Origin of the sequence: Caballeronia sp. ATUFL_M2_KS44, assembly GCF_023630965.1 — a bacterium.
Classification (GTDB): domain Bacteria; phylum Pseudomonadota; class Gammaproteobacteria; order Burkholderiales; family Burkholderiaceae; genus Caballeronia; species Caballeronia concitans.
On the sequence record NZ_JALQEA010000039.1, the window covers coordinates 281,301 to 308,044 of the forward strand.

23 protein-coding genes are annotated in these 26,744 nt (G+C 63.2%); 14 read left to right on the forward strand and 9 right to left on the reverse strand.

Annotation, left to right across the window (positions count from 1 at the left end):
* Positions 1 to 42: 42 nt before the first annotated feature.
* Positions 43 to 1,239 carry a L,D-transpeptidase gene (locus tag NCR39_RS16640; RefSeq protein ID WP_250453177.1) on the forward strand — a complete coding sequence of 399 codons (1,197 nt, stop codon included), beginning with the start codon at positions 43 to 45 and terminating at the stop codon, positions 1,237 to 1,239.
* Positions 1,240 to 1,246: 7 nt separating this feature from the next.
* On the opposite strand, the gene NCR39_RS16645 is transcribed toward NCR39_RS16640, so the two are convergent.
* Positions 1,247 to 2,137 carry a DMT family transporter gene (locus tag NCR39_RS16645; protein WP_250453178.1) on the reverse strand — a complete coding sequence of 297 codons (891 nt, stop codon included), beginning with the start codon at positions 2,135 to 2,137 and terminating at the stop codon, positions 1,247 to 1,249.
* Between the two features lie 91 nt (positions 2,138 to 2,228).
* Positions 2,229 to 2,420 carry a hypothetical protein gene (locus NCR39_RS16650; protein ID WP_040052009.1) on the reverse strand — a complete coding sequence of 64 codons (192 nt, stop codon included), beginning with the start codon at positions 2,418 to 2,420 and terminating at the stop codon, positions 2,229 to 2,231.
* Between the two features lie 362 nt (positions 2,421 to 2,782).
* Between NCR39_RS16650 and NCR39_RS16655 the strand changes: the two genes are divergently transcribed.
* Positions 2,783 to 5,236 (forward strand): glycogen/starch/alpha-glucan phosphorylase, encoded by a 2,454-nt coding sequence (locus tag NCR39_RS16655; RefSeq protein WP_250453179.1) that lies wholly within the window; start codon positions 2,783 to 2,785, stop codon positions 5,234 to 5,236.
* A 24-nt stretch (positions 5,237 to 5,260) separates the two neighbouring features.
* Here NCR39_RS16655 and NCR39_RS16660 read toward each other — a convergent pair whose 3' ends face one another.
* Both NCR39_RS16660 and NCR39_RS16665 read right to left on the reverse strand, forming a co-directional pair.
* Positions 5,261 to 5,662 carry a DUF6232 family protein gene (locus NCR39_RS16660; protein ID WP_250453180.1) on the reverse strand — a complete coding sequence of 134 codons (402 nt, stop codon included), beginning with the start codon at positions 5,660 to 5,662 and terminating at the stop codon, positions 5,261 to 5,263.
* A 201-nt stretch (positions 5,663 to 5,863) separates the two neighbouring features.
* Positions 5,864 to 6,280: a MarR family winged helix-turn-helix transcriptional regulator gene (locus NCR39_RS16665; RefSeq protein ID WP_250453181.1), complete on the reverse strand. Its 417-nt coding sequence runs from the start codon at positions 6,278 to 6,280 to the stop codon at positions 5,864 to 5,866.
* Between the two features lie 150 nt (positions 6,281 to 6,430).
* Here NCR39_RS16665 and NCR39_RS16670 point away from each other — a divergent pair, with 150 nt between their 5' ends.
* The gene (locus tag NCR39_RS16670; protein ID WP_250453182.1) at positions 6,431 to 7,144 is read left to right on the forward strand and encodes a DUF4396 domain-containing protein; all 714 of its coding nucleotides are present in this window, start codon (positions 6,431 to 6,433) and stop codon (positions 7,142 to 7,144) included.
* A 200-nt stretch (positions 7,145 to 7,344) separates the two neighbouring features.
* A complete protein-coding gene (locus NCR39_RS16675; RefSeq protein ID WP_250453183.1) occupies positions 7,345 to 8,697 on the forward strand; it encodes an MFS transporter in 1,353 nt (450 codons plus the stop codon).
* 43 nt (positions 8,698 to 8,740) lie between these two features.
* Here NCR39_RS16675 and NCR39_RS16680 read toward each other — a convergent pair whose 3' ends face one another.
* A complete protein-coding gene (locus NCR39_RS16680) occupies positions 8,741 to 9,805 on the reverse strand; it encodes an Ldh family oxidoreductase (protein WP_250453184.1) in 1,065 nt (354 codons plus the stop codon).
* Between the two features lie 137 nt (positions 9,806 to 9,942).
* Here NCR39_RS16680 and NCR39_RS16685 point away from each other — a divergent pair, with 137 nt between their 5' ends.
* From NCR39_RS16685 to NCR39_RS16705, 5 genes are all read left to right on the forward strand, one after another.
* Positions 9,943 to 10,899 carry a LysR family transcriptional regulator gene (locus tag NCR39_RS16685; RefSeq protein WP_250453185.1) on the forward strand — a complete coding sequence of 319 codons (957 nt, stop codon included), beginning with the start codon at positions 9,943 to 9,945 and terminating at the stop codon, positions 10,897 to 10,899.
* Between the two features lie 98 nt (positions 10,900 to 10,997).
* A complete protein-coding gene (locus tag NCR39_RS16690) occupies positions 10,998 to 11,291 on the forward strand; it encodes an ArsR/SmtB family transcription factor (protein ID WP_040052016.1) in 294 nt (97 codons plus the stop codon).
* A gap of 59 nt (positions 11,292 to 11,350) precedes the next feature.
* Positions 11,351 to 12,412, forward strand: a complete 1,062-nt coding sequence (locus tag NCR39_RS16695) for an alkene reductase (RefSeq protein WP_250453186.1) — start codon at positions 11,351 to 11,353, stop codon at positions 12,410 to 12,412.
* Between the two features lie 389 nt (positions 12,413 to 12,801).
* Positions 12,802 to 14,493 carry an aspartate-alanine antiporter gene (aspT, locus tag NCR39_RS16700; protein ID WP_250453187.1) on the forward strand — a complete coding sequence of 564 codons (1,692 nt, stop codon included), beginning with the start codon at positions 12,802 to 12,804 and terminating at the stop codon, positions 14,491 to 14,493.
* Positions 14,494 to 14,558: 65 nt separating this feature from the next.
* Positions 14,559 to 16,202: a bifunctional aspartate transaminase/aspartate 4-decarboxylase gene (locus NCR39_RS16705; protein ID WP_250453188.1), complete on the forward strand. Its 1,644-nt coding sequence runs from the start codon at positions 14,559 to 14,561 to the stop codon at positions 16,200 to 16,202.
* A gap of 64 nt (positions 16,203 to 16,266) precedes the next feature.
* Here NCR39_RS16705 and NCR39_RS16710 read toward each other — a convergent pair whose 3' ends face one another.
* Complete coding sequence (locus NCR39_RS16710) at positions 16,267 to 17,439, reverse strand: porin (RefSeq protein WP_250453189.1); 1,173 nt, start codon at positions 17,437 to 17,439, stop codon at positions 16,267 to 16,269.
* A 263-nt stretch (positions 17,440 to 17,702) separates the two neighbouring features.
* On the opposite strand from NCR39_RS16710, the gene NCR39_RS16715 reads away from it, so the two are divergent.
* Entirely contained in the window at positions 17,703 to 18,071 is a 369-nt protein-coding gene (locus tag NCR39_RS16715) for a nuclear transport factor 2 family protein (RefSeq protein WP_250453190.1), read from the forward strand.
* 13 nt (positions 18,072 to 18,084) lie between these two features.
* On the opposite strand, the gene NCR39_RS16720 is transcribed toward NCR39_RS16715, so the two are convergent.
* Positions 18,085 to 19,200: a succinylglutamate desuccinylase/aspartoacylase family protein gene (locus NCR39_RS16720; RefSeq protein WP_250453191.1), complete on the reverse strand. Its 1,116-nt coding sequence runs from the start codon at positions 19,198 to 19,200 to the stop codon at positions 18,085 to 18,087.
* Positions 19,201 to 19,419: 219 nt separating this feature from the next.
* Entirely contained in the window at positions 19,420 to 20,211 is a 792-nt protein-coding gene (locus tag NCR39_RS16725; RefSeq protein WP_250453192.1) for an ABC transporter substrate-binding protein, read from the reverse strand.
* Between the two features lie 424 nt (positions 20,212 to 20,635).
* Here NCR39_RS16725 and NCR39_RS16730 point away from each other — a divergent pair, with 424 nt between their 5' ends.
* Positions 20,636 to 22,075, forward strand: a complete 1,440-nt coding sequence (locus NCR39_RS16730; protein WP_250453193.1) for an MFS transporter — start codon at positions 20,636 to 20,638, stop codon at positions 22,073 to 22,075.
* An 85-nt stretch (positions 22,076 to 22,160) separates the two neighbouring features.
* Positions 22,161 to 23,054: a ferritin family protein gene (locus NCR39_RS16735; protein WP_250453194.1), complete on the forward strand. Its 894-nt coding sequence runs from the start codon at positions 22,161 to 22,163 to the stop codon at positions 23,052 to 23,054.
* Here NCR39_RS16735 and NCR39_RS16740 read toward each other — a convergent pair.
* The gene (locus NCR39_RS16740) at positions 23,047 to 23,772 is read right to left on the reverse strand and encodes a TetR/AcrR family transcriptional regulator (RefSeq protein WP_250453195.1); all 726 of its coding nucleotides are present in this window, start codon (positions 23,770 to 23,772) and stop codon (positions 23,047 to 23,049) included. The genes NCR39_RS16735 and NCR39_RS16740 overlap by 8 nt on opposite strands.
* A 167-nt stretch (positions 23,773 to 23,939) precedes the next feature.
* On the opposite strand from NCR39_RS16740, the gene NCR39_RS16745 reads away from it, so the two are divergent.
* Positions 23,940 to 25,121, forward strand: coding sequence for an isovaleryl-CoA dehydrogenase (locus NCR39_RS16745; protein ID WP_250453196.1), 1,182 nt, complete (start codon positions 23,940 to 23,942; stop codon positions 25,119 to 25,121).
* 9 nt (positions 25,122 to 25,130) lie between these two features.
* On the forward strand, positions 25,131 to 26,738 hold the full coding sequence (locus NCR39_RS16750; protein ID WP_250453197.1) for a carboxyl transferase domain-containing protein: 1,608 nt from the start codon (positions 25,131 to 25,133) through the stop codon (positions 26,736 to 26,738).
* Positions 26,739 to 26,744 lie beyond the last annotated feature (6 nt).

Genomic DNA, 26,744 nt, shown 5'->3' on the forward strand with positions numbered 1-26,744 from the left:
CGTCTCGATCGTCCGTCGTCTGAAGGCCAAGCGGATCAATCAATGCAGCACGCAGGAAACAACAAGACGCCATTCGGCGCACGAATAACCGGGGTCGCGGCGCTCGCCGTCCTTCTTCTGACGACGACGCAGGCAAGCGCTGTGCAAGCGGGATCGGCGGGATCGGCGGCGTCGGGGGCATCGCAGGCGAGCGAGGCGCCGAAGCGCGCCGAGATGCCGCCCATATTGCCGACACCGCCGCTGCCGCAAAACGCAAGCGCGCCCGCGCGGGCGCTTCCCGCGATGCCCGTGCCGATCGCGCCGCAAGCGGCATCGGCGGCGTCGCAAGCGTCCGAGGCATCGGCGGCATCGGCGGCTTCCGCAGCCGAAGCGGCGTCGGCTGCGAGCGCCGCATCGGAGGCCGCCGTGCCCGAAGTGCCGCTGCCGCCCGAGCCTGACGTGCCGAACGTCGCGCAACGCACGGGACTCGCGCCGAAGGGCGCGTACGCGATGCGGCAGACCTTCGCGAAGGAAGTCAATCGCCGCCTCGACGTCCCGGCCGCCGATCAGCAAGCCTATGGCCGCGCGCTCCAGCACGCGCTCGACGCGCACGGTCAGGGCGATCTCGCGAACGAATTCGTCGTGCTCGTCGATCGCGCGGAGAACGCGCAGGCGCTCTTCGTCTACTTCCGGGCAAAGCCCGGCGAGGCGTGGTCGATGATCGGCGCATCGCCCGTATCGACGGGACGCCCCGGCACCTACGATCACTTCCTGACGCCGCTCGGCGTGTTCCAGCACATGCCCGGCAACATGGACTTTCGCGCGGAAGGCACGCTGAACGAGTTCGGGATTCGCGGCTACGGCGCGCGCGACATGCGCATCTACGACTTCGGCTGGGCCGATGGCGAACGCGGCTGGGGCAAGGGCGGCGTCTCGCCGATGCGCTTCCAGATGCACGCGACGGACCCCGAGAAGCTCGAATCCGTGCTCGGCATGCGTCATTCGAAGGGCTGCGTGCGCATTCCGGCGACGCTGAACACGTTCTTCGATCACCACGGCATCATCGACGCGCAATACGAAGCGCGCGCGTCCGAAGGGCAATCGATGTGGGTGCTGAAGTCCAACCGGCAGACGACGCCGTGGGCGGGGCGTTATCTCGTCGTCATCGATACGGCGAAGAAGGCGCGGCCCGCGTGGTCGCCACGGCCGGGCAAGGCCGCGCGTCAGCAGGTGCCGGCGGCGGCGAACAACGTCGATTGACGGTGCACTACTGCGACCGCGCGAGCAGCACGCCCGCCAGCGCGACGCCGAAGCCCGCGATCTGAATGGCGCCGAGCGTTTCGCCGAACGCGATGTAGCTTTCGATGGCGGCGAGCGGCGGCGCGAGAAAGAGCAGCGCCGTCGCACGCGATGCATCGCCGCGCCGGACCATCCACACGAGCAGCGTCGTGGCGACGCCGGAGAGCATCACGATGCCCCACGCGAGCGAGACCCATGTCGTGATCGAGGGAATGAAGCGATGTTCCCCGAGCGATACGGCCAGCACCGCCGCGACGATCGCCGCGCCCGCGTTCTGCAGGGCGCTCGCGCTGCGAATGTCCGCGTTTGCAAGCGATGTCTTCTGATACAGCGTGCCCGCCGTGATCGCGAAGACAGCGAGGATGGCGACCGTCACCACGAGCCATTGCGGCGCCGCATTCGCTGCATTCGCTGCATTCGCGGCCGGAGCCACGCTTTCCGCGATCTTCGGCGCGAGCACGAGCGCGACGCCCGCGAGTCCGAGCGCGAGGCCGCTCCAGGCGCGCATCGAAAGCTTCTCGCCGAAAAGACGCGCCGCGAGAGCCGCAGTCAGAAGCGGCTGCAGCGCGCCGAGCAGCGCCATGACGCCCGCGCCGAGTCCGCGCGCCACGGCCCAATAGCTCGCGCCGAGGTACACGCCTTGCAGCAGCGCGCCCGCGAACAATTGGCGAATGGCGTCGCGGCCCGTCGGCCAGCGCACCCGCGCGATGAGCGCGCACGCGACGAACAGCATCGCCGTTCCGCAAAAGCGTGCGAGCAGGTAGAGATTCGGATCGACGTAAGGCGTGATCGCCCGCGCGACGATGAAGCCCGTCGACCAGAGAAACACGAAAACGGACGCGGTGAGCAACGGAAACATGAGCGAAGCGTTGAGCCTGAAACCGCGCAGTATCGGCGCGATTGGCCGCTTCGTCTTGTTCAACCGTGCACTGCGCTAGCTATCTAATCCGCTATTCGATGGAGAACGTGTCGAGCGGCTGATTCGCGCGGGCATCGCTTTCGGTGGCGAAGCGCCGCGAAAGCTGCGCATGCAGGCGGCGCGCTTCGTCGAGCGTGAGATCGATCCAGTAAGGATCGCCGGCGGCGTCGTTCAGGCGCTCGGGCGGGAATTGAATTTCGATCACCACGCCTTTCTTGTACATCGATAGCCTCTTCGAATGCTTGCACGCAAAGCAGCGAGTCTAGCGGATGCTTTCCCACATATTGCGCACCGAGCGGAAACAATGCATTGCCCGCACGTTCATGCAGTTGTCATATAAATCATTCGGATGCCGAAATAATATTTACCGATTGTGGCGGAAATGCAAGGCTCGGGAACCATCGCGCGGATCGTCGTACCAAAAAAAATAAAAGTGGCGTAACCTGCATTTTTGCCCCTGCGGAGATTCCCCGCAGGGCGCGCACGGCCGTCATTCGCGCCCCGAATCGATCGCCACGGGCGCGGCGCCGAACTATCGGCGCGCTTTGACGGTCGTTGCTCAAGATGCAAACACCGGAGGTACCGATGACATCCGTCGACCTGGAATTCGACCAGCTCAACAGCACCGTCGATGCGCTGCGGCGCTCCATCTCGAACCGCCTGATGTACGGCGTCGGCAAGGATGCGGCGACCGCGCAGCCGCGCGACTGGCTGCACGCCGCCGAGCTTGCCGTGCGCGACCGCCTCGTCGCGCGCTGGATGCGCACCACGCGCCAGCAATATGAACAGGACGTGAAACGCGTCTATTACCTGTCGATGGAATTTCTCATCGGCAGGACGTTCACCAATGCGCTGCTCGCGCTCGGCATTCACGACGAAGTGCGCGACGCGCTCGCGAGCTTGGGCGTCGATCTGGCCACGCTCGAAGATCTGGAGCCGGACGCGGCGCTCGGCAACGGCGGCCTCGGGCGGCTCGCGGCCTGCTTTCTGGATTCGATGGCGACGGTCGGCGTGCCCGGCTTCGGCTACGGCATCCGCTATGAATACGGCATGTTCCGGCAGACGATCGTCGAGGGCAATCAGGTCGAAATGCCCGATTACTGGCTGCGCGCGGGCAATCCGTGGGAATTTCCGCGGCCCGAAGTGGTGTACACCGTGCATTTCGGCGGGCGCACGGTGCAGCACGGCGATCGCACCGAATGGATCGATACCGAGCACGTGAACGCGATGGCCTACGACACGGTCATCCCCGGCTTCGCGACGACCGCGACCAACACGCTGCGCCTGTGGTCCGCGCGCGCCACCGACGAATTCGATCTCTCCGCGTTCAATCAGGGCGATTATCGTCGCGCGGTGGAGGCGAAGAACACGTCGGAGCACGTATCGCGTCTGCTTTATCCCGACGATTCCACGCAAGCCGGACGCGAACTGCGCCTGCGCCAGGAATATTTCTTCGTCTCCGCGACGATGCAGGATCTGATTCGCCGCTATCAGCGCACGCACACGCATTTCGGGCGGCTCGCGGAAAAAGTCGCCGTGCATCTGAACGACACGCACCCGGTGCTCGCCATTCCCGAACTGATGCGCCTGCTCGTCGATACGCATCATGTTCCGTGGGACAAGGCGTGGAAACTCGTGCAGCAGATGTTCTCGTACACGAATCACACGCTCATGCCGGAGGCGCTCGAAACGTGGGACGTCGAAATGCTCGCGCGTTTGTTGCCTCGGCATCTCGAGATCATCTTCGAGATCAACGCGCAGTTCCTGAAGCAAGTGACGGAGAAGTTTGGACGCGATGTCGATCTGATCCGCCGCATTTCGCTCGTCGACGAATACGGCCAGCGCCGCGTGCGCATGGCGCATCTCGCGATCGTCGCGAGCCAGAAGGTCAATGGCGTGTCGAAGCTGCATTCGCAGTTGATGGTGCAGAACATCTTCTCCGACTTCGCGCGCATGTATCCCGAGCGCTTCACCAACGTGACGAACGGCATCACGCCGCGCCGCTGGCTTGCGCAGGCGAGTCCTTCGTTGTCGTCGCTGATCGACAAGCGGCTCGGCACGCGCTGGCGCACCGATTTGTTCGAGCTTGCGCGGCTGCGCGAATGGCGTGACGATCCCGAGTTTCGCAAGGCATTTCACGAAGCGAAGTTCGCGAACAAGATGCGGCTCGTCGAACGCGCGAAACGCGAGGCCAACGCCATCATCAATCCCGAGGCGCTGTTCGATCTGCAGGTGAAGCGCATCCACGAATACAAGCGGCAGTTGCTCAACATCCTGTATGTGATCGTGCGCTACAACCGCATTCGCGAGAATCCGGAAAAGGACTGGACGCCGCGCGTGGTGATGTTCGCGGGCAAGGCTGCGTCCGCGTACAAGATGGCGAAGAACATCATCAAGCTCATCAACGATGTCGCGAAGCGCATCAACGCGGACCCGCTCATCGGCGACCGCCTGAAAGTGGGCTTCATTCCGAACTACGGCGTGAGCGTGGCGGAACTCATCATTCCGGCGGCGGATTTGTCACAGCAGATTTCGATGGCCGGCACCGAAGCGTCCGGCACCGGCAACATGAAGCTCGCGTTGAACGGGGCGCTGACCATCGGCACGCTGGACGGCGCGAACATCGAGATATGCGATGCCGTCGGGCGCGAGAACATCTTCATCTTCGGGCACACGACGGACGAGATCGAATCGCTGCGCGCGGCGGGGTATCGGCCGCGGCAGATTTACGAAGAGAACGCGGAGTTGAAGCTCGCGCTCGATCAGATCCGGCTCGGGCATTTTTCGCCGGAAGAGCCGCATCGTTTCTATGACATCTTCCACACGCTCGTGGACTGGGGCGATCACTACATGGTGCTCGCCGACTTCGACAGCTTCGACAAGACGCAAACCGAAGTCGATCTCAAGTACCGCGACAAGGACGCGTGGACGAAGAGCGCCATTGAAAATGTCGCGGGCATGGGGATATTTTCATCGGACCGCACGATCGCGGAGTATGCGCGCGAGATCTGGCACGTCGAGCCATTGGACTTCAAGTGACCGCCGATCGCCGCGCGCCTTGCATCACGCCTGCGGGCGCGCGGCGGTTTGCGCATGTTTCGCGACCGCTTCGCCGACGAGCGCGGCCACGCGGTCCGCGAATTCCTGATCCTTCGTGATGAGCACTTCGCGTTCGCCATCGGGCGTCGACACCATCAACTGATAGATGACGTCCTGCGTGATCCACGACAGATAACCGACCACGACGATCATCACGCCCAGCACGAGCGCCGCGCCCAGGCCGGTTGCGATGCCCGCGCCGAATGCGACGAGCCCGATCACCGCGAGGCCGATCGGCAGCGGCTTCTTGCGCTCGATTTTCACGACTCGCGCGGTGCGCAATTCGCGCATCGGAATCATTTGGCCCGAAGCCGAAAGGCCTGCGCGCGACAACGTGACGCCGCGTTCGTTGAAGGGTGTATCCATGTTTCGATCGTTCCAAATTGACGGCAGAGGAAATCGCGGAGATTACCAGACCGTTGTCGGAGAACGCATAAATCGGTGACATCGACGTTTGGGGCGCGCTCGAGGTGCGCTTTTTAACCGCTCCGGTTCGCGCGAGAGGCGGCCGACGTCATCGTTATGTCACAACGTGACCGATCTATGCATTCATGCGCGGCCCCGGCGCTACACGCTGCCGGCAAGCCAGCCGAAGGTCTGAATCTCCGTGAGATGGCGCGACGCAAGCGTGAGCAGGCATTGCTCGCCTTTCTGCGTGAGGTGCACTTCGACTTGCCGGCGGTCTGCTTCGCCGGACTTGCGCACGACGAGACCGGCGGCCTCGCATCGGCTCACCAGCGCGGCGGTTCCGTTGGGCGCCGCCTGCAGACGTTCGGCCAGTTCGCCGACAGTCGCCCATGACTTTCCCGGCATTCCGCGCACATGCAGCAGCATCTGATATTGCAGCGGTGTAATTCCGGCCGCTTGCGTGACTTCTTCCGAATAGCGAAGGAACTTACGCAACTGATAGCGGAAATTCGACATCGCCTCCAGATCTTTCTTCGACGGCAAGCCTTTCTTGCCAGGTGCCTTTTGAGCATTCATACGTGTTTCTCGATAACCGGGGAATCATTAACCTGATACTTCGACGCTCGTGCATCTCAGCCTGATAAGGTGCTGACGATGTGACGTCTTTCAAACCGAAAAATAGCATGCCGTGACAGGAACGGGTCTTCGTTGCGTTTGGAATATCGATTGCTGTCCGAAGCGCCTGCGCGCGATACGTCGGACGTAAACGGAGAATCCACGATGCAACAGCCCTGGCCGGCGTCGCTGCCGGCGATCTGGCTCACCTTATCCGTGATGTCGGCGCTCGTCGTCGTGTTCGACATGTGGCTGGCGGATCATCGTCAGAAGATGGCCATCATGTCCGTCGTCTGGCCGCTGACCATGCTCTACTGGGGACCGCTCGGCCTCTTCTTCTATTTCTCATTCGGCCGTGCGACGCGCGACGAAAACAAGCCCGATCCGCCGATGTGGAAGGCCACGTTCCTCGGCGCCACGCATTGCGGTGCCGGGTGCGCCCTTGGGGACTTCATCGGAGAGTGGCTGGCCTTTGCGCTGACGCTGACGATTGCAGGCTCGGAACTCACTGGGCGGCTCGCTGCGGCATTCGTGCTGGCTTATCTGATCGGCGTGGCTTTTCAGTACTTCTCCATTGCACCGATGCGCGGTCTGGGGCTTCGCGACGGACTGGTCGCAGCGGTGAAAGCCGACACCCTTTCGCTCGTTGCCTATGAAGTCGGCATGTTCGGCTGCATGATTGCGTTCGCCAAACTTGCTTCGCCGCTAAAGCCAACGGACGCTGCCTATTGGGTACGCATGCAGGTCGCAATGGTCGCCGGTTTCGCGACGACGTATCCCGTGAACTATTGGCTCATCCAGCGCGGCGTCAAAGAAAAGATGTGATTCGCCGTCGGCATATTAAAGGCGGCGGTCCACGGGTTTGCACCTACCGCGCGATAAACAAATGGAATCGGTTTGCGGGTAAATTTGATTGGATTTCTGATGGAAGCGGTCATATCGTGCGTCAGTTCACGACTGCCTTACACGCACGTGAAATTGAAAAACAGATTCGCCAAGAACAGACCTTCCCAGGAGACTTTCATATGGAGCAGTCGTCCCCCGTTTCGGGCGTGCCGCAGCCGGACGCAAGCGGCGCTCATGACATCGCCAGCAGTGACAAGGCTTCGGCGAGAGTGCGGAGAATACAACGTACCGCGCTTGCGTTGCTCCTACTAAGTGGGATCGTCAACTATATCGATCGCGCGACCCTTTCCATTGCGAACCCACTCATTCGGCAAGACCTCGGGCTTTCGGTCGCGGAAATGGGTTTGCTGCTCTCGGCTTTTCTATGGGCCTATGCGTTTGCGCAATTGCCGGCAGGCGCATTCGTCGATCGCTTCGGCGCGCGCGTCATGCTCTCCGTCAGTCTCGCGACGTGGTCCGTCGCGCAGGCGTTCGGCGGCGTGGTGAGCAGCTTCGGACAGTTCTTCGCCGCGCGCATGGTCCTCGGCGTCGGCGAGGCGCCGCAATTTCCGACGAGCGCGAAAGTCGTGCGTGACTGGTTCGGCAAGAAAGAGCGCGGCGCGGCCACGGGCATCTGGAACAGCTCATCGACACTCGGCACCGCGATATCCGCACCGTTGCTGACCGTCGTGATGCTGACGGTCGGCTGGCGATGGATGTTCGGCATCATGGGCATTGCCGGACTCGTGCTCGCACTGGCGTTCTACCTCGTGCATCGCGATCCGCATCAGGTGAATCTGACGCAGCGCGAGCGCGCCTATCTGACCGATGTCGATGGCGAAGTCGCGTCGCGGCCCACGTGGAACGACTGGCGGCGTCTGTTCGGATTCGGCACCACGTGGGGCATGCTGCTGGGCTTCTTCGGCACGATCTACGTTCTGTGGCTCTATAACGCGTGGCTGCCGACGTACCTTCAGATGGAGTTTCACCTCACCATCTCGAAGTCGGGATGGGTCGCGGCGGTTCCGTATCTCTTCGGCGTGGTGGGCAGCCTGTCGGGCGGCAAGGTGTGCGATGTGCTCGCGAAGCGCGGCGTCTCCGCGATCAACAGCCGCAAGTACCCGATGGCTGCATCGCTGCTCGGCGTGGCGATCTTCACGATTCTCACCGGCCTCACGCACAGCGCGACGCTCGCGGTGGTCTTCATCTCGATCTCGATGCTGCTGCTGTACGTATCGAGCAGCGCGGCCTGGGCGATGGCTTCCGTCGCGGCGCCGGCGAACTGCACCGCATCCATCGGCTCGATGCAGAATTTCGGGGGCTATTTCGGAGGCGCACTGGCACCGGTGATCACCGGCTTCATCGTGCAGCAAACGCACTCGTTCCATCCTGCGTTGTTCGTTGGCGCGGGCGTGGCGGGTGTCGCGGTCATCGGCTATTGGTTGCTCGTGCGTGATCCGATTCCGGCGGCAGTGCAGGGCAGCAATAGTTGAACGCAATGCACCCGCGATGATCGTCGCGGGTGCATCGTATGAATCACTCGGTCAGTGCAGCGGGAAACCGCAAGTCATAGCGCTCGGCGCAGGCTTCGAGCACGGGCGCGATGGTCGGATGCAGCGCAACGCCATCGCGCAGTTGATCGCGTTTGAGGCTCAGGCCGCGATCGCCCGGCATCCGCACATTCGCGAAGCCCGGACGTGGCGGATTTTCGCGGCATGCATCGCCGATCCAGTCCATCTGTTTCGCGAACGCTTCGGGGCCGCCGAAAGCCGCCGGATCGTAGAGCGATAGAAACACGGTGGCGCCCCATCCGTCAGCGGGATCGGCGCGACCGTGACCCGCAAGTCCTCCCGTCATCGCCTCGATCAGCAGCGCGAGGCCGAATCCCTTATGTCCCCACGTCAAGCCGCCGACCGGCAAAATGGACCCCGGCGGATTCGCCGACAGAACGCCGGGATCGCGGCTCGGCTCTCCGTTCGCATCGATGAAGCAGGCTTCGTCGAAGCGTTGCCCGGCTTTGTGCAGGCGCGCGGTCATGGCGTTGGTCACCGTCGATGACGAAACGTCGATCAGGAACGGCGTGCCCGAAGTCGGAATGCCGGCCGCGATCGGATTGGGCGTGAAGACGGAACGCGTGCCGCCGTGCGGCGCGACGCTCTGCACCGCCGGATCGGAACTGCTGAGCACGATCATGAACCCGTCGGCGGTGGCCTTCTCCAGATAGCTCGCGAGACAGGCGATGTGATGACTGCGGCGAATCACCAGCGTCGCGCTTCCAAACTCTCTCGCGCGCGGCGCGAGCGTTTCGATGCCCGCGAGCACCAGCCACGGACCGGGAAGACGCCGGCCATCCCATAACAGGCTCGCGCCGCGATCCGAGATCACGTCCGGCTCGCCGGTACAGGTCATCGTTGCGCGCTCTATTTCACCGACATACGGCGCGAGCAACGCGAGACCGTGCGTGTCGTGTCCCATGAGGTCGCCGTCGACGAGCGTCATCGCCACGGCTTGCGCCTTCGGTTCGTCGAGACCCGCTTTGCTCAATAAAGCCTGTGCGAAGTGTTGCAGTTCGGTAGCGGAATAGCGGACTTTTTCGTTCATCGGTTTCGCTTGAGTAGAAAGAGTGAGTTTGGATCCAATACTTTGCTCGATTGTCCGTTGGCCATTCGATAAGCGTCCAATCGCTAATTGCGTAGAATCGATTCCATCCGGTTATGAGGTCGTCTGCGTTTACCCTTATGTCGCACGATTCCGCCATCTCGACGTCCCAAGTCCTGACGAAGCTGCGCTTCAGGCATCTGCAATTGCTCGAACTGCTCGGCCGCACTCGCAACCTGCGCATTGCGGCTGAACAGATGCACGTGACACAGCCGGCGGCGACCAAGATCCTGAGCGACGTCGAAGCGATGTTCGGCGCGCCGCTCTTCGAACGGCTGCCGCGCGAAATGCGGCCCACGAATCTCGGTGCATTGTCGGTGCGATACGCGAGCACGACGCTCGCCAATCTCGGCAAGTTCTCGGGCGAGTTCGCCACGCTGAAGAACGGCGGCTACGGCCATCTCACGGTGGGATTCATTCCGGCTTCCGCCGCGCAGCTCGTCATCGCCGCCGTGAAGGAGATTCAGCGACGGCGGCCGCGGCTCATCATCAAGCTCGTCGAACAGAGCAGCGATCAACTCGCGATATGGCTCGAAGAAAAGCGGCTCGATGTGATGGTCGGCCGCCCGACGGAGCCGAGGCACGGCGCGCTCTTCGATGTCGTCGATCTCTTGGCGGAGCCCGCGCGCGCGGTTGTCGGGCAGCATCATCCGTTGCTTGCACAAGCGCATGTGGAGATGGCCGATCTCGGGCAATGGCCGTGGATTCTGTATCCGCCCGGCACCGCGATGCGGCAGCTCTTCGAGGAGACGTTCGCGGCGGCGGGCATCGTCGCGCCGGTGGGGATCGTGGAGACGCCTTCCATTTTCTCGACGCTGGAGCTATTGCAGGCCACCGACATGCTTTCCCTGCAGCCGCAAGCCGCAATGGACCGATACGTCAGGAACGGCCTCCTGGGATACGTCAGCGTGCCGATCCGGCGGACACTGACGAACTACAGCGTCATCACGCGGAAGAACGAAGCGTCGTCGCAGGCGATGGACGAGTTCATCTCCATTCTTCTTGCGCTCGCCGGGCAGTTCAGGGACCGCGCATAACGACAGTTTGTATATCGGACATTTGCGATATATACTTCGGTTCAAGACGATTCGATACGAGCCAGCATGGATGAACCGTCAGACGTTTGAGCAACGAAATGGACATCGACGCAATTCACAAGGCCCTCGCCAACCCCCTTCGCCGCGAGATTCTCGAGTGGCTGAAGGAGCCGGAGCAGCACTTCCCGAATCAGGAATTGCCGCTGTCGCATGGCGTTTGCGCGGGTCAGATCGATGGGCGCTGCGGCATGTCGCAGTCCACCGTTTCCGCGCATCTCGCGACCTTGCATAAGGCCGGGCTCGTCACCACGAAGCGCGTCGGGCAATGGGTGTTCTTCAAGCGCGACGAAGCGGTTATCCAGGCGTTCCGCGATTCCATCGGAAATCTTTGAGCCTTCGAGTACCGTCCTGGTGACAGCAAACTTTCAATTTACTTAGGATGCCTTCCGTTATGCCGACTCTTTTCGATCCGTTTCAAGCCGGTGCGTTGACGCTCAAGAACCGCATCGTCATGGCGCCGCTCACGCGTCAGCGCGCGGGCGTGGAACGTGTGCCGAACGCGTTGATGGCGCAGTATTACGCCGACCGCGCATCGGCCGGTCTCATCATCAGCGAGGCGACGTCCGTCACGCCGCAAGGCGTCGGTTATGCCGATACGCCGGGCATCTGGTCCGACGAACAAGTCGAAGGCTGGAAGCTCGTCACGAAGGCGGTGCACGACGCAGGCGGCAAGATCGTGCTGCAACTGTGGCACGTGGGCCGCATCTCCGATCCGGTCTTTTTGGACGGCGAATTGCCGGTTGCGCCGAGCGCGATCGCGGCGGAAGGTCACGTGAGCCTCGTGCGTCCGCAGCGTCCGTATGTCACGCCGCGCGCACTCGAACTCGATGAAATCGCGGGCATCGTCGCGGCTTATCGCAAGGGCGCGGAGAATGCGAAGCGCGCCGGTTTCGATGGCGTCGAAGTGCACGGCGCGAACGGTTATCTGCTCGACCAGTTCCTGCAGGACAGCACCAACAAGCGCACCGACGCATACGGCGGCCCGGTCGAAAACCGCGCGCGCCTGATGCTCGAAGTGACCGATGCGTGTATCGCAGTGTGGGGCGCCGACCGCGTCGGCATGCACCTCGCACCGCGCGCCGATTCCCACACCATGGGCGACAGCGACCGCGCCGCGACCTTCGGTTATGTCGCGCGCGAACTCGGCAAGCGCAAGATCGCGTTCATCGCGGCGCGTGAGGCGGAAGGCGCGGACAGCCTCGGCCCGCAATTGAAGAAGGCGTTCGGCGGCGTGTATATCGTCAACGAAAAGTTCACGAAGGAAAGCGCCGAAGCGATCATCGCGCGTGGCGATGCCGACGCGGTGGCCTGGGGCAAGCCGTTCATCGCGAATTCGGACCTCGTGCGCCGCCTGGAAATCGGTGCGCAGTGGAACGAGCCGGACACGTCGACGTTCTATGCACCGGGCGAGAAAGGTTATACGGATTATCCGCTGCTGGAAACGGCGGAGTAAGTTCGCGTCGGCTTTTTGCGTGAGTATGAGAACAGCGGCTTCGGCCGCTGTTTTTTTGCGCGTCAATATAGTTCGGCATCCGAAATGAAATGTGAGTGAATTGGTATCGCTTCATGAAACGATGACGCTCATACGCGCGCGCATCGAAATTATCGAAATTGGTCTCAACTGCATCGCCGAAATGGTGTATTGGTGACTGCCAATCTGCTTTAAGCCTCCATGCCGCGATTCGTTTCCATGAACGATCCAACGCATCTTCGACATTTGGTGGACGCGCATCGTCCGTCGGCATCGACGCGCGCGCGCCGCTCCGCCCGCTCATTCCCTGCGTTTCCCTCGTGCTCGGGGAGCACGTAACGTCGCGAGAATCTTCGCGCAAAGGAGTGCATATGTCGTGGCTTACACAAACGCTGCGCGCGTACCCGGAAATCGCCATTTTTCTTTCGCTTGGAATCGGGTATTGGGTCGGCGGAAAAAGTTTCAAAGGATTCAGCCTCGGCGCGGTTACGGCAACCTTGCTTGCAGCTATCGCAATCGGGCAACTCGGCATCACTATTTCATCGAACGTCAAAGCCGTTTTCTTTCTCATGTTTCTTTTTGCCGTCGGCTATGGCGTCGGTCCGCAATTCGTGCGCGGCATTGCGAAAGACGGCTTGCCGCAGGCGCTTTTCTCCGTCATTCAATGCGTGCTTTGTCTCGCCGCGCCCTATGCCGCCGCGAAGATAGCGGGCTACGACATCGGCTCGGCGGCCGGCCTTTTCGCCGGATCGCAGACGATATCGGCATCGATGGGCCTCGCCACCGACGCCATCAACCGCCTCGGCCTGCCGCCCGCCGAGACCAAGGCGCTGCTCGACGCGATGCCCACCGCCTACGCGGTCACCTACATCTACGGCACGATCGGCTCCGCGCTGATTCTCGCAATGCTCGGGCCGAAGCTGCTCGGCATCGATCTCGTCGCGGCGTGCAAGGACTACGAGCAACAACTGAGCGGATCGGCGGAACTGGGCGGCGCGGGCATGGGCTGGCATCAGTTCTCGTTGCGGGCGTATCGCGTGGCGGAGCAGGGGCGGGCCGTCGGCATGACCGTGGGCGAGGCGGAAGCCGTGCTGCCCGGCGGCGCACGGCTTTTCATCGAGCGAATCCGGCGCAACGGCGCGATTCAGGAAGCGAAGCTCGACGACGTGCTCCAGGCGGGCGATATCGTCGCGGTCGTCGGGCGGCGCGAGCAGCTCGTCGATGTGCTCGGCTCGGCCGCGAAAGAAGTGGACGATGCCGAACTGCTGTCCGTGCCGGTCGAAGGCGTCGACATCTATCTGACGAACAAGCGCATCGAGGGCAAAACGCTCGCGGAACTGGCGCAAACGCCGGGCGCGCGCGGCGTGTTCATCCGCAAGATCAAGCGCGGCATCACCGAAACGCCGATTCCCGTGCTGCCGAGCACCAAGCTGTATCGCGGCGACACGGTGACGATCGTCGGCCGCACGCAGGACACGACCGCCGTGGCGAACGCGGTCGGCGTGATCGACCGGCCGAGCGACGCGGCGGACATGGCGTTCGTCGGCCTCGCCGTCACGCTGGGCGCGCTGATCGGCGCGATCGTCATCCGCTTCGGCGCGATTCCGATCACGCTGTCCACGGCGGGCGGCGCGCTGATCGCGGGCATCGTGTTCGGCTGGCTGCGCGCCATTCATCCGACCTTCGGCCGCATTCCGTCGCCGACGATCTGGTTCATGAACTCCGTCGGCCTCAACGTGTTCATCGCGGTGGTCGGGATATCGGCGGGGCCGGGTTTCGTCGCGGGCCTGCAAAAGCTCGGCGTGAGCCTGTTTTTATGGGGCATTTTCGCGTCGTCGGTGCCGCTCATCATCGGCATGTATATCGCCAAGTACGTGTTCAAGTTTCATCCCGCGCTGCTGCTCGGCATCTGCGCGGGCGCCCGCACGACCACCGCCGCGCTCGGCATGATCTGCGACGCCGCGAAGAGCCAGGTGCCGGGCCTCGGCTACACGGTCACGTATGCCGTCGGCAACACGCTGCTGACCATCTGGGGGATGGTCATGGTGATGCTTCTGACTTGAGAGTGGGACGCGCGCGCGTCTCTTCGTGTCTTCCCGTTTGATTGCTCATTTCCTGGGGGTGTTGGATGTCAAAGTCCTCGAAGTCCGGTTCCGACGGCCGCGCCGCGATGGCATCGCTCAGTCCGTTCGAACTCAAGGACGAACTCATCAAGGCGGCAGGCGGCGGCGTGGTGGATCGCCCGGCCAATGTGGCCATGCTCAACGCGGGGCGCGGCAATCCGAATTTCCTGGCGACGATTCCGCGTCACGGTTTCTGGCAACTCGGCCTCTTTGCGATGCGCGAGTCCGAGCGCTCGTTTGCGTACATGCCCGAAGGCATCGGCGGGTTTCCGAAGCACGAAGGGCTCGAAGAGCGCTTCGAAATCTTCGCGCGCGACAACAAGGGCACGCCGGGCATCGACTTTCTGGTCGGCGCGGTGTCGTATGTGCGCGATCAGCTCGGCCTCAATGCCGGCGACTTTCTCTACGAGATGTGCGAAGGCATTCTCGCGTCGAATTACCCGGTGCCGGACCGCATGCTGAAGCTGTCGGAAGCGATCGTCGGGCAATATCTGCGGCGCGAGATGATCGGCAAGCATCCGTTCGTCGGCGAGTTCGACATCTTCGCGGTCGAAGGCGGGACCGCCGCGATGACGTACATCTTCAACACGATGCGCGAGAACTTCCTCATCAAGCCCGGCGATACGATCGCGCTCGGCGTGCCGATCTTCACGCCGTATATCGAGATCCCGCGTCTCAACGACTACAAGCTCGAAGTGGTGAACCTCAACGCGGATGTCGCGCGAGGCTGGCAATACTCGAAGGAGGAACTCGACAAGCTGCGCGATCCGAAGGTCAAGGCGTTTTTCCTCGTGAATCCGAGCAATCCGCCGTCGGTGAAAATGGACGACGAAAGTCTCGCGTATATCGCGGAGATCGTGGAGGAACGGCCCGATCTCATTCTGCTGACCGACGACGTCTACGGCACCTTCGCCGACGACTTCGTCTCGCTCTTCGCGCTGTGCCCGAAGAACACCATCCTCGTCTATTCGTATTCGAAGTATTTCGGCGCGACGGGCTGGCGGCTCGGCACCATTGCGACGCATCGCGAGAACATCTTCGACGAGCAGCTCGCCGCGCTGCCCGCCAACGAGAAAGCGATCCTTCACGAACGCTATGAATCCATCACCACGGAGCCGGACAAGCTGAAGTTCATCGACCGTCTGGTGGCCGATAGCCGCACCGTCGCGCTGAATCACACGGCGGGTTTGTCGACGCCGCAGCAAGTGCAGATGGTCCTGTTCTCGCTCTTCGCGCTGATGGATACGCCCGACGCCTACAAGAACGCGCTGAAGCGGCTCATTCGCAATCGCAAGCAGGCGTTGTATCGCGAACTCGGCATTCCGCTCGAAGACGACGACAAGAATCTCGTGGACTACTACACGATTCTCGATGCCGAATACATCGGCGAGCGCATGCACGGACGCGAGTATGTGGAATGGCTCATGAAGAACACGCAGCCGTCCGAGCTGCTCTTCAGGCTCGCGAAGGAAGCGCGCGTCGTGCTGTTGCCGGGGCGCGGATTCGGCACGCAGCATCCGTCGGGACGCGTGTCGCTCGCGAATCTCAACGAGAGCGACTACAGGCAGATCGGCCGCGCGATCCGCAAGATGATGGACGAGCGCGTCGCGCAGTTCAATGCGGAAAAGAACGGCAAGAAGGGCAAGTAAAAAGAAACCGGGCCGCGATTCGCGGCCCGGTTTTCATGCGTGATGCGACAGCTTCAACGCGCGATCAGAACTTGTGACGCACGCCGATGCGGAACGCGAGCTGATTGTTTTCACCCGCGCCCGACGTGCCGAAGTAGCTCGTCGCGGAGCCGATCTGCGCCTGATTCTCGACGCCGCGATTCGCACCCGACGCCTTCTGGTAAATCGCGAGCACGTACACGTCGGTGCGCTTGCTGAACGCGTAGTCGGCGCTCGCGTCGATCTGATGCCAGTGACCCTGGAACGCATCGGACAGGTTCATGTACGTGTAGCCGAGGCCCGCGGTGATCGCCGGCGTGAATGCGTACTTGCCGCCGATTTCATACGCGTTGAACTTCGAGCTTCCGCCCGTGACCGGTTCGAAGCGCGTGTTGGTCCAGAGGCCGAACACCGTCGCCGCGCCGAACGCATAGTTCGCGCCGATGCCGAACGTGCGCAGGTCCTTCGCGCCGCCCGTCGCGATGTTCGCGATGCTCGTGCTGAACGCGGGCGTCGCCGCGCCGGGGAAGCGGATGTCGGTATAGGCCGCGCCGATGCCGAGCGGGCCCGCCTTGTAGTTCAGGCCGAAGCTGTACGCACGCGAGGAACCCGCGACGGTCGTCGTGCCGACCGTCGTGTTGGGCGCGCCGGCGAATGCGCCTGCCTGGTTCGAGAAGCCGTACATCGCGCCGAAGGTCACGCCGTAGAAGCTCGCGCTGCTGAACTTCACCGCGTTGTTGATGCGGCTCGACGTGAGCTGGTCGACGTCGTTGATGTGATACGCGTAGTTGCCCGCGACGGTCTGGCCGCCGATCGAGTAGGCCGAGCCGAGGTAATCGGTGGAGAACGAGTACTGACGGCCGAACGTGAGCGAGCCGACATCGTTCTTCGCGAGACCGACGTACGCCTGACGGCCGAATTCCGCGCCGCCCTGACCGAGCGCGCCCGTGCCGCTATTGAAGCCGTTTTCGAGCACGAAGAGCGCCTTCAGACCGCCGCCCAGATCTTCCGAGCCGCGCAGGCCCCAGCGGCTGCCCTGGGCCACGCCGTCGTCGTACTTGAACAGATGATCGCTGCCGGTGCGCGTGGCGCTGTTGTTCGCGTAGCTGATACCGGCGTCGATGATGCCGTACAGCGTCACGCTGCTCTGTGCGTGGGCGGAAGTCGCGATGCAGGCGAATGCGGCAAGCGCGGCGGCTGCCAAAAGGTTCTTCTTCAAAACAAGCTCCGTGAGTTGGTTCGCGGTGTGTGGCCGCGCTGCGAGAGAGTGCATGGGCAGCGCGTGTCGGCGGCGCGTCGCGCTCTGAACGGCGCGTGGCGGCGACGGGCGCAAATTTAGCGGTCGCTGAAGAAAGAAATGTGACAGCGGTTTCGAAGGTTGCCGCTGTGTCGCGCATGCAACGGGGCTGGCGCATCGCGGCCGCGTGTGAGCACGCGCACGCGCGCGGTATGCTGGCGGTTCCATTCACCGCGAGCGAGAACATGGACGAGAAAGGAATCCGCGAACTGGAAGAGCAACTCAGGCAGGCGATGACGTCATCGGACGTGAAGGCGCTCGACGCGCTGCTCGCCGACGACCTGACATTCGTCGATGCCGCCGGCAAGGTCTGGAGCAAGTCGGACGATTTGAACGGCCATCGCTATGGCATGCAGCGCATCGACAAGCTGGAGGTGGAAGAGCAGAGCATTCGCGTGTACGGCGCGTTCGCCGTGACCGTCACGCGCGTGGCGCTTTCCGGCACGTTCGCCGGCGCGCCGTTCGCGGGCAGCCTGCGCTACACGCGAACGTGGGGAGAGACCGCGGGCGGCTGGCGCGTCGTCGCCGCGCAGTGCGGTCTCGTGGCGTTTTGAATCGAGGCGCGCGTCAGGCCGACAACAGCGAGCCCGTGCGATACGCCGTCGCTCCCGCGATGCGCGCCACTTCCATGCCCGCCGGCGCGAAGCGCATGATCTGCCGCGCGTACATCACGCCGGAGGTCGTGCACTTGAGCGTGGTGACGGTGTCCGTGAGCGGATCGATGATATCGGCGATGGCTTCGCCCGCATCGATGAACGCGCCCACTTGCGCGCGAAACACGAGCACGCCCGACACCGGCGCGACGATCGGCTCCGCGCCCGCGAGCGGCGTGGCCGGGAACGCGAGCGGCGGCTGCTCGACGGCGGGGGCGTCGATCACGCCGCGGTGAATCAGGTAGTTGACGATGGCCTGCGCGTCTTTATCGCCGAGTTCGTGCGTGACGTCATGCTGGCTGCGCAATTCGACCGTCACCGAAATGCCGCCGTTCGGAATCGGAAAGCGCTCGCCGTAGCGCGCACGCAGGTCCGACCAGCAGAAGCTGTGGATTTCGTCGAACGGATTGCCGACCGAATTCAGCGCGAGCAGCGACGCCTTCGCGTCGAGATAACGCGCGAGCGGCTCGACTTCGTCCCAGATGTCCGGGTTCGTGTACAGATGCAGCGCGGCGTCCAGGTCGCAATGCAGGTCCAGCACGACATCGGCGTCGAACGACAGCTTCTGCAGCGCGAGGCGTTGCGATTCGAGTTCGGTGCGCGGCGTCTGTTCGTCGAGCGCTTCTTTCATCGCGGCGCGCACGGCGAATTTGTTGGCGTCGGCGTCCTTGCCGAGACGCGCTTCGACGCGCGGCGCGATCAGCGCGGCGAGATCGTAGAAATTGCGGTTGAAGTTGTGGCCGGTGTTGGTTTCGAAGCGGCCGAGCAGATTGCCGTGCAGGAACTGGCTCAGGCCGATCGGATTCGGCACCGGCACGATCACCACTTCGCCGCGCAGCTTGCCGGCGGTTTCGAGCGCGGCGAGATGGCGGCGCAGTTTCCACGCGACCAGCATGCCCGGCAGTTCGTCGGCGTGGAGCGACGATTGAATATAGATTTTCTGTCCGCCGCCCGGGCCGTAATGAAAACTCGTGATGCTGCGGGAAGTGCCGAGCGTCGGCGAGATCAGTTGATGAGTTCTAGTCTGCATAGTATTCGCGCGCACACGGGTGCGCGGGTCTTGCCTCTGTGGGTTGCTGATCCGGACGGGGCGTGGCGCGGCGGTGTCTCTGCCCGCGAGCGCGGCCCCGGACGTTCGATCTTAGCCGAAATCCGAAATGCCGGAAGCGGGCGGTTTCGGCGCCTGCAAAAGACAACGGGCTCCGCGTCGGGAAACGCGGAGCCCGCTTGTTGAACGCTCAGGAAGCGATTAGCCGCCGTACACGTCGAAGTCGAAGTACTTCTTCTCGAGCTTCTTGTACGTGCCGTCCTTGATGATGTCGGCGATCGCCTTGTCGATCTTCGCCTTCAGGTCGGTGTCTTCCTTGCGCAGACCGATGCCCGCGCCGTTGCCCAGGATCTTCGCATCGACGAGATCCTTGCCCGCGAAGTCGAAGCCCGCGCCGCGCGGCGTCTTCAGGAAGCCGAGTTCGGCCTGCACCGCGTCTTGCAGCGCGGCGTCCAGACGGCCCGAGGTCAGGTCGGCGTAGACCTGGTCCTGGTTCTGGTACGGCGTGACCGTCACGCCCTTCGGCGCCCAGTAGGTCTTCGCGTACGTTTCCTGGATCGTGCCCTGTTCGACGCCCACGTTCTTGCCCTTCAGGCTTTCGGCCGTCGGCTGGATGTTGCTGCCTTTCTTCGCGACGAGGCGCGTCGGCGTGTTGAAGAGCTTGTTGGAGAAAGCGATCTGCTCGGCGCGTTGCGGCGTCATCGACATGGACGAAAGCACGCCGTCGAACTTCTTGGCCTTCAGCGCGGGAATCATGCCGTCGAAGTCGTTTTCGACCCACACGCACTTGGCCTTCAGGCGCGTGCAGATTTCATTGCCGAGATCGATGTCGAAACCGACCAGCTTGCCGTCCGAACCCTTCGATTCGAACGGGGGATAGCTTGCATCGACGCCGAAGCGGATCGTCGAATAGTCCTTGGCGTGCGCCGTGACGGCGGTAAACGACGTGGCGGCGAGAAGGGACATCGACAAAGCGGCAAGCAGTTTCTTCACTTGTTAACTCCAAAGGATGGTCGGTTCAGCCCGAAAGGTCTCGTTCCGGGTGCGCCCGGCGCAGGCGATCGGTCGTGATCGCTGGTGAGAGCGCCGGACGGCGGGCATTCGGCGGATCGTGTCCGCGCGGAATCGGCAGAAGGTTACCAAGCCAAAATACTACGGGACCTAGTGAAAGCACGGATAGCGGCGCTTTAGAACATTTCCTCGCTTAAAGACGCATCCGCTTCGGAAAAGGATGCGCCGGGAAATCCCGATTCGCACGGTTAGAATGCGGCCTTCGTTTCGCGCGCCGACACGTTTTTGCGCGCGCGAGCGGGGAGCACGCAACGTGCGGCACAAAGCGCGGCCCGAAGCGCGGCCCGAAGAACTTTGCATGAAGCCGGAACGAAGCGCCCGCTTCGGCCGACAGGAGACGACACCGATGACCACCTCACCCGCGGCCGCCACGAGCCGCGCCCCCGCCGATGCGGCCACGCCCGTGCTTTCCGCCGGCCTCATCTCGGCGCGGCTCGACCGCCTGCCCGCGACGCGCAGCGTCTGGAAGCTCATCGTGATGCTGAGCCTCGGCTTCTTTTTCGAGCTTTACGACCTGCTGTATTCGGGCTACGTCGCGCCCGGCCTCGTCAAAAGCGGCATTTTGACGCCCGCCACGTCGGGCTTCTTCGGCATGACGGGCGTGGCGAGCTTCATCGCATCGCTGTTCGCGGGGCTGTTCATCGGCACGGTCGCATGCGGCTTTCTCGCCGACCGCTACGGCCGCCGCGCGATCTTCACGTACTCGCTGCTGTGGTACACGGTCGCGAATCTCGTGATGGCGTTCCAGGAGACGGCCACGGGCCTCAACTTCTGGCGCTTCGTGGCGGGCATCGGCATCGGGGTGGAACTGGTGACCATCGGCACGTATATCTCGGAACTTGCGCCGAAGCACATTCGCGGACGCGCGTTCGCGTGCGAGCAGGCGGTCGGCTTCATGGCGGTGCCGATCGTCGCGTTTCTCGCGTATCTGCTCGTGCCGCGCGCGCCGTTCGGTATCGACGGCTGGCGCTGGGTCGTCGTGATCGGCGCGCACGGTGCGCTCTTCGTCTGGTGGATTCGCCGCAATCTGCCGGAAAGCCCGCGCTGGCTCGCGCAAAAAGGCCGGCTCGACGATGCCGACCGCGTGATGTCCGCGCTCGAAGCGAAGGTGCAGCGCGAGTACGGCAAGCCGCTGCCGCCGCCCGGCGCGCCGGAACCCGTGACGGATGCGCGCGGTACCGGTTCCTTCGCCGGCATGTGGCGGCCGCCCTACGGCAAGCGCGCCACGATGATGATCATCTTCAACGTGTTTCAGACGGTCGGTTTCTACGGCTTCGCGAACTGGGTGCCGACGCTGCTCATCAAGCAGGGCGTCACGGTGACGTCGAGCCTGATGTATTCGAGCATCATCGCGATTGCCGCGCCGATCGGGCCGCTCATCGGTCTCGCGATCGCCGACAGGATCGAGCGCAAGACGGCCATCGTCACGATGGCGGCGGCGAATATCGTGTGCGGACTGCTGTTCAGCCAGTCGTCGGATGCGGCGTTTCTGATCGCGATGGGCGTCGGCCTCACGCTGTCGTCGAACATCATGTCGTACAGCTTCCACGCGTATCAGGCCGAATTGTTCCCGACGAGCATCCGCGCGCGCGCGGTCGGCTTCGTGTATTCGTGGAGCCGCTTTTCGGCGATTTTCACGTCGTTCATCATCGCGGGCGTGCTGAAGGGATTCGGCACGACGGGCGTGTTCGTGTTCATCGCCGCGGCGATGCTGATCGTGATGGCGGCGATCGGTTTCATGGGACCGCGCACGCGCGATATCGCGCTGGAAAAGATCTCGCACTGAGCGCGATGCGTGCGGATTGCTGCGTGGCGGCGTCCTGTGTGCCAAAATCCGCAGGTCGTTCCCAATAGCCGCTCACTATTCGAATATGTCCGACACGCTCACCCCAGCCGAAGCAGATCATGCGATGCGCAACTGGACGTATCGACGGCAAGGCAGGATTGCAGCCGGGTCCGACGAGCACAAGCGCATGTTCTGCGAGATGCTGCTGACGACGCACAATCCTTATAAGCCCGCCGTCATCGACTGGCCGAAGCTCGATCCCGCCGCGCACAGGCGCGTCACGTCGCTGCCGATCTGGGACATCGCGGTGCAGACGGAAGGCCGCGCGTCGATCCGCGTGGCGACGTATGCGGCGAGCGTCGCCGACCCGCTCTTGCGCGAAGCGTTGAGCATGAACGGCGGCGAGGAGTCGCGGCACAAGGTGGTGCTCTCGAAGCTGGTGGAGGCGTATGGCATCGCGCTCGCGCCCGAGCCGCCGTATCCCGCTCCCGACGACGCCCTGCGCGCGTGGATGCTGACGGGGTATAGCGAGTGCATCGACAGTTTCTTCGCGTTCGGGCTGTTCGAGGCGGCGCGTCAGTCGGGGTACTTTCCGGAGGCGCTCGTCGAAACGTTCGAGCCGGTCATTCAGGAAGAAGCGCGGCACATTCTCTTTTTCGCGAACTGGGTGGCGTGGTATCGGCGGAGTCTGCCGTGGTATCGGAAGCCTGCGTTCATGCTGAAGACCGCGGGCGTGTGGCTTTCGCTGATTCGCGACCGGATATCGCTTGCGCGCGGGTTCGATAAAAGCGGCGCCGCGCAGGATGCGAATTTCCCGGCGAACGTCGGCGATTCGGTGGCCGGGGACGTGTCCGTGGGCGCGCTGATCGACCTGTGTCTCGTCGAAAACGATCGACGCATGCGCGGTTATGACGCGCGGCTTCTGCGGCCGAATACCGTGCCGAGGCTGGCGCGGCTGGCGCGGCGGTTCGTCAAGTAGAAGGCTTCCCGCTCTCCTCGAACCGCCGCGACGCATCTTCCACGTCCTGCCGGAACTGCATGAGCGCGGCCAGTTTCGCATCGGGCGGCTGCAGCGCCGCCCACAGCACATCCACGAGTTCATCCGCCGTGGTGTCGATCTGAGTCTGACTCAGTTTCCGCTTCGCCAGCGTCGCATCCCACAGCACGTGTTCCATCGGCCCGAAAACCAGCGAGCGCAATAGACGCAGCGGCACATCCGCGCGCACATGCCCGAGCGCTTGGCCGCGCGCGAGCACTTCCATCAGCGGCGCGGTGTAACGGCGCTGCAGTTCCGTGAGCGTGTCCGAAAGATCGTGCTGCTTCGTGCGGCCTTCCGATAAGACGAGCGAGCACAGTCCCGTGCCGTTCACGAGCATCAGCCGAAGATGCGTCCGCACGATGAACGCGAACTGCTGCCGCACCGATCCCTCGCGCGGCAGGCCGCTCTCGAAGGCATCGATGATTTCGTCATACCAGTCCGCGATCACGCGCGCGCACAATTCCCGCTTGCCGCTGAAATAGCTGAACACGGTCGCCTCGGAAATGCCCGCGCGCTGCGCGATCTCGGCGGTGGTCGCGGCGTCGTAGCCTTTTTCGGCGAACACGTCGCGACCCGCCTGCAGGATGTCGCGCACGCGTTGCTGCGATTTGACGCCGGCGGGCGTGCGGCGGCCGGGCGCGGTGGAATGAGTCGACATGGGCGTGACGTGGCGGCAGTGCGGAATAAATGTGAGCGTAGCTCAAAAACCTATTGACGGCTAGACGATTTGAGCGTGAAATTGGCCCATTCTGCGGTTTCGCGCCCGGTGTGAGCATCACTCATTTACGGGTGCGCCGAAAACATTCGCCTCTGGAGGAGACACCCATGAGCACCGTACCCGGCCTCGACTTCGCACTGGGCGAAGACATCGACATGTTGCGCGATTCGCTGGCCAACTTCGCGTCGAAGGAAATCGCGCCGCGCGCCGGCGAAATCGATCGCACCGACCAGTTCCCGATGGACCTCTGGAAAAAGTTCGGCGATCTGGGCGTGCTCGGCATGACGGTCTCCGAGGAATACGGCGGCGCGAACATGGGCTACACCGCGCACATGGTCGCGATGGAAGAGATCTCGCGTGCGTCGGCGTCGGTCGGGTTGTCGTATGGCGCGCACTCGAATCTGTGCGTGAACCAGATTCATCGCAACGGGACGGAAGCGCAGAAGCGCAAATATCTGCCGAAGCTCGTGTCCGGCGAACACGTCGGCGCGCTCGCGATGAGCGAGCCCAACGCGGGATCGGACGTGGTCAGCATGAAGCTGCGCGCCGACGAAAAGGGCGATCACTACGTGCTCAACGGCACGAAGATGTGGATCACCAACGGCCCGGATTGCGACACGCTCGTCGTCTATGCGAAGACGGATATCGAAGCGGGCGCGAAGGGCATCACCGCGTTCATCGTCGAGAAGGGCACGAAGGGGTTTTCCGTCGCGCAGAAGCTGGACAAGCTCGGCATGCGCGGCTCGCATACCGGCGAACTCGTGTTCGAAAACGTGGAAGTGCCGAAAGAAAACATTCTCGGGGCATTGCACGGCGGCGCGAAAGTGCTGATGAGCGGCCTCGATTACGAACGCGCCGTGCTCGCGGGCGGCCCGACCGGCATCATGCTCGCGTGCATGGATGCGGTCGTGCCGTATATCCACGATCGCAAGCAGTTCGGGCAGTCCATCGGCGAGTTTCAGCTGATTCAGGGCAAGGTCGCGGATCTCTACACGACGCTCCAGGCGTGCCGCGCGTATCTGTACGCGGTCGGACGTCAGCTCGATACGCTCGGCACCGGTCACGTGCGGAAAGTGCGCAAGGACTGCGCGGGCGTCATTCTGTACACCGCCGAAAAGGCCACGTGGATGGCCGGCGAAGCCATTCAGATTCTCGGCGGCAACGGCTATATCAACGAATATCCGGTCGGACGGCTCTGGCGCGATGCCAAGCTCTATGAAATCGGCGCGGGCACGAGCGAAATCCGCCGCATGCTGATCGGTCGCGAACTGTTCGCCGAGACGGCTTGAGGGCGCGTCATGGCGATCATCGAAACGAAACTGAATCCGCGCGGCGAGGATTTCCGCAACAACGCGGCGGCGCTCGAAGCGCTCGTCGCGGATCTCAAGGACAAGGTCGCGAAGATCGCGGAAGGCGGCGGACAGGCGGCGCGCGATCGGCATCTGTCGCGCAACAAGCTCCTGCCGCGCGATCGCATCGCGCAACTGCTCGATCCAGGCACGCCGTTTCTCGAGCTGTCGCAGCTCGCGGCTTACGGCATGTACAACGACGAAGCGCCGGGCGCGGGCATCATCACGGGCATCGGGCGCATTGCGGGGCAGGAGTGCGTGATCGTCTGCAATGACGCGACTGTCAAAGGCGGCACGTACTATCCGGTCACGGTGAAGAAGCATCTGCGCGCGCAGGAAATCGCCGAGCAGAACCGCTTGCCGTGCGTGTATCTCGTCGATTCCGGCGGCGCGAATCTCCCGAATCAGGACGATGTTTTCCCCGATCGCGATCACTTCGGCCGCATCTTTTACAACCAGGCGAACATGTCGGCGCAGGGCATTGCGCAGATCGCCGTGGTCATGGGATCGTGCACGGCGGGCGGCGCGTATGTGCCTGCAATGAGCGATGAATCGATCATCGTGAAGAATCAGGGCACGATTTTTCTGGGCGGCCCGCCGCTGGTCAAGGCCGCGACCGGCGAGGAAGTCAGCGCCGAAGACCTGGGCGGCGGCGACGTGCATACGCGTCTGTCAGGCGTCGTCGATCATCTCGCGCAAAACGATGCGCATGCGCTCGGCATCGCGCGCAGCATCGTCGGCAATCTGAATCGCGTGAAAGAAGCGCCGCTTGCATTGAAAGAGCCGCTGCCGCCGCGCTATGACCCGCAGAGCGTGTATGGCGTGATTCCCATTGATACGCGCAAGCCCTTCGACGTGCGCGAAGTGATCGCGCGCATCGTCGACGATTCCGCGTTCGACGAATTCAAGGCGCGTTACGGCACCACGCTCGTCTGCGGCTTCGCGCATATCTGGGGGCATCCGGTCGGCATCGTCGCGAACAACGGCATCTTGTTCAGCGAGTCCGCGTTGAAGGGCGCGCATTTCATCGAACTGTGCGCGCAACGCAAGATTCCGCTCGTGTTCTTGCAGAACATCACGGGCTTCATGGTCGGGCGCAAGTACGAGAACGAAGGCATCGCGCGCAACGGCGCGAAGATGGTCACGGCGGTCGCGACGGCGAAGGTGCCGAAGTTCACGGTCATCATCGGCGGATCGTTCGGCGCGGGCAACTACGGCATGTGCGGGCGCGCATATTCGCCGCGCTTCCTGTGGATGTGGCCGAACGCGCGCATCTCGGTGATGGGCGGCGAGCAGGCCGCATCCGTGCTCGCGACGGTGCGGCGCGACGGCATCGAGAAGAAGGGCGGCACGTGGTCGAAGGAGGACGAGGAAGCGTTCAAGGCGCCGATCCGCGATCAATACGAGGCGCAAGGGCATCCGTATTACGCGAGCGCGCGCCTGTGGGATGACGGCGTGATCGACCCGGCGCAGACGCGCGACGTGCTGGGCCTCGGCCTCGCCGCGACGATGAACGCGCCTATCGAAGACACGCGCTTCGGCGTGTTCCGGATGTGACGGGGA

What these genes read in the sequence shown, in the direction of transcription:
- NCR39_RS16640 (WP_250453177.1), top strand. Translation starts at nt 43, where the DNA reads ATGCAGCACGCAGGAAACAACAAGACGCCATTCGGCGCACGAATAACC.
- NCR39_RS16645 (WP_250453178.1), bottom strand. Translation starts at nt 2,137, where the DNA reads ATGTTTCCGTTGCTCACCGCGTCCGTTTTCGTGTTTCTCTGGTCGACG.
- NCR39_RS16650 (WP_040052009.1), bottom strand. Translation starts at nt 2,420, where the DNA reads ATGTACAAGAAAGGCGTGGTGATCGAAATTCAATTCCCGCCCGAGCGC.
- NCR39_RS16655 (WP_250453179.1), top strand. Translation starts at nt 2,783, where the DNA reads ATGACATCCGTCGACCTGGAATTCGACCAGCTCAACAGCACCGTCGAT.
- NCR39_RS16660 (WP_250453180.1), bottom strand. Translation starts at nt 5,662, where the DNA reads ATGGATACACCCTTCAACGAACGCGGCGTCACGTTGTCGCGCGCAGGC.
- NCR39_RS16665 (WP_250453181.1), bottom strand. Translation starts at nt 6,280, where the DNA reads ATGAATGCTCAAAAGGCACCTGGCAAGAAAGGCTTGCCGTCGAAGAAA.
- NCR39_RS16675 (WP_250453183.1), top strand. Translation starts at nt 7,345, where the DNA reads ATGGAGCAGTCGTCCCCCGTTTCGGGCGTGCCGCAGCCGGACGCAAGC.
- NCR39_RS16680 (WP_250453184.1), bottom strand. Translation starts at nt 9,805, where the DNA reads ATGAACGAAAAAGTCCGCTATTCCGCTACCGAACTGCAACACTTCGCA.
- NCR39_RS16685 (WP_250453185.1), top strand. Translation starts at nt 9,943, where the DNA reads ATGTCGCACGATTCCGCCATCTCGACGTCCCAAGTCCTGACGAAGCTG.
- NCR39_RS16690 (WP_040052016.1), top strand. Translation starts at nt 10,998, where the DNA reads ATGGACATCGACGCAATTCACAAGGCCCTCGCCAACCCCCTTCGCCGC.
- NCR39_RS16695 (WP_250453186.1), top strand. Translation starts at nt 11,351, where the DNA reads ATGCCGACTCTTTTCGATCCGTTTCAAGCCGGTGCGTTGACGCTCAAG.
- aspT (WP_250453187.1), top strand. Translation starts at nt 12,802, where the DNA reads ATGTCGTGGCTTACACAAACGCTGCGCGCGTACCCGGAAATCGCCATT.
- NCR39_RS16705 (WP_250453188.1), top strand. Translation starts at nt 14,559, where the DNA reads ATGTCAAAGTCCTCGAAGTCCGGTTCCGACGGCCGCGCCGCGATGGCA.
- NCR39_RS16715 (WP_250453190.1), top strand. Translation starts at nt 17,703, where the DNA reads ATGGACGAGAAAGGAATCCGCGAACTGGAAGAGCAACTCAGGCAGGCG.
- NCR39_RS16720 (WP_250453191.1), bottom strand. Translation starts at nt 19,200, where the DNA reads ATGCAGACTAGAACTCATCAACTGATCTCGCCGACGCTCGGCACTTCC.
- NCR39_RS16730 (WP_250453193.1), top strand. Translation starts at nt 20,636, where the DNA reads ATGACCACCTCACCCGCGGCCGCCACGAGCCGCGCCCCCGCCGATGCG.
- NCR39_RS16735 (WP_250453194.1), top strand. Translation starts at nt 22,161, where the DNA reads ATGTCCGACACGCTCACCCCAGCCGAAGCAGATCATGCGATGCGCAAC.
- NCR39_RS16740 (WP_250453195.1), bottom strand. Translation starts at nt 23,772, where the DNA reads ATGTCGACTCATTCCACCGCGCCCGGCCGCCGCACGCCCGCCGGCGTC.
- NCR39_RS16745 (WP_250453196.1), top strand. Translation starts at nt 23,940, where the DNA reads ATGAGCACCGTACCCGGCCTCGACTTCGCACTGGGCGAAGACATCGAC.
- NCR39_RS16750 (WP_250453197.1), top strand. Translation starts at nt 25,131, where the DNA reads ATGGCGATCATCGAAACGAAACTGAATCCGCGCGGCGAGGATTTCCGC.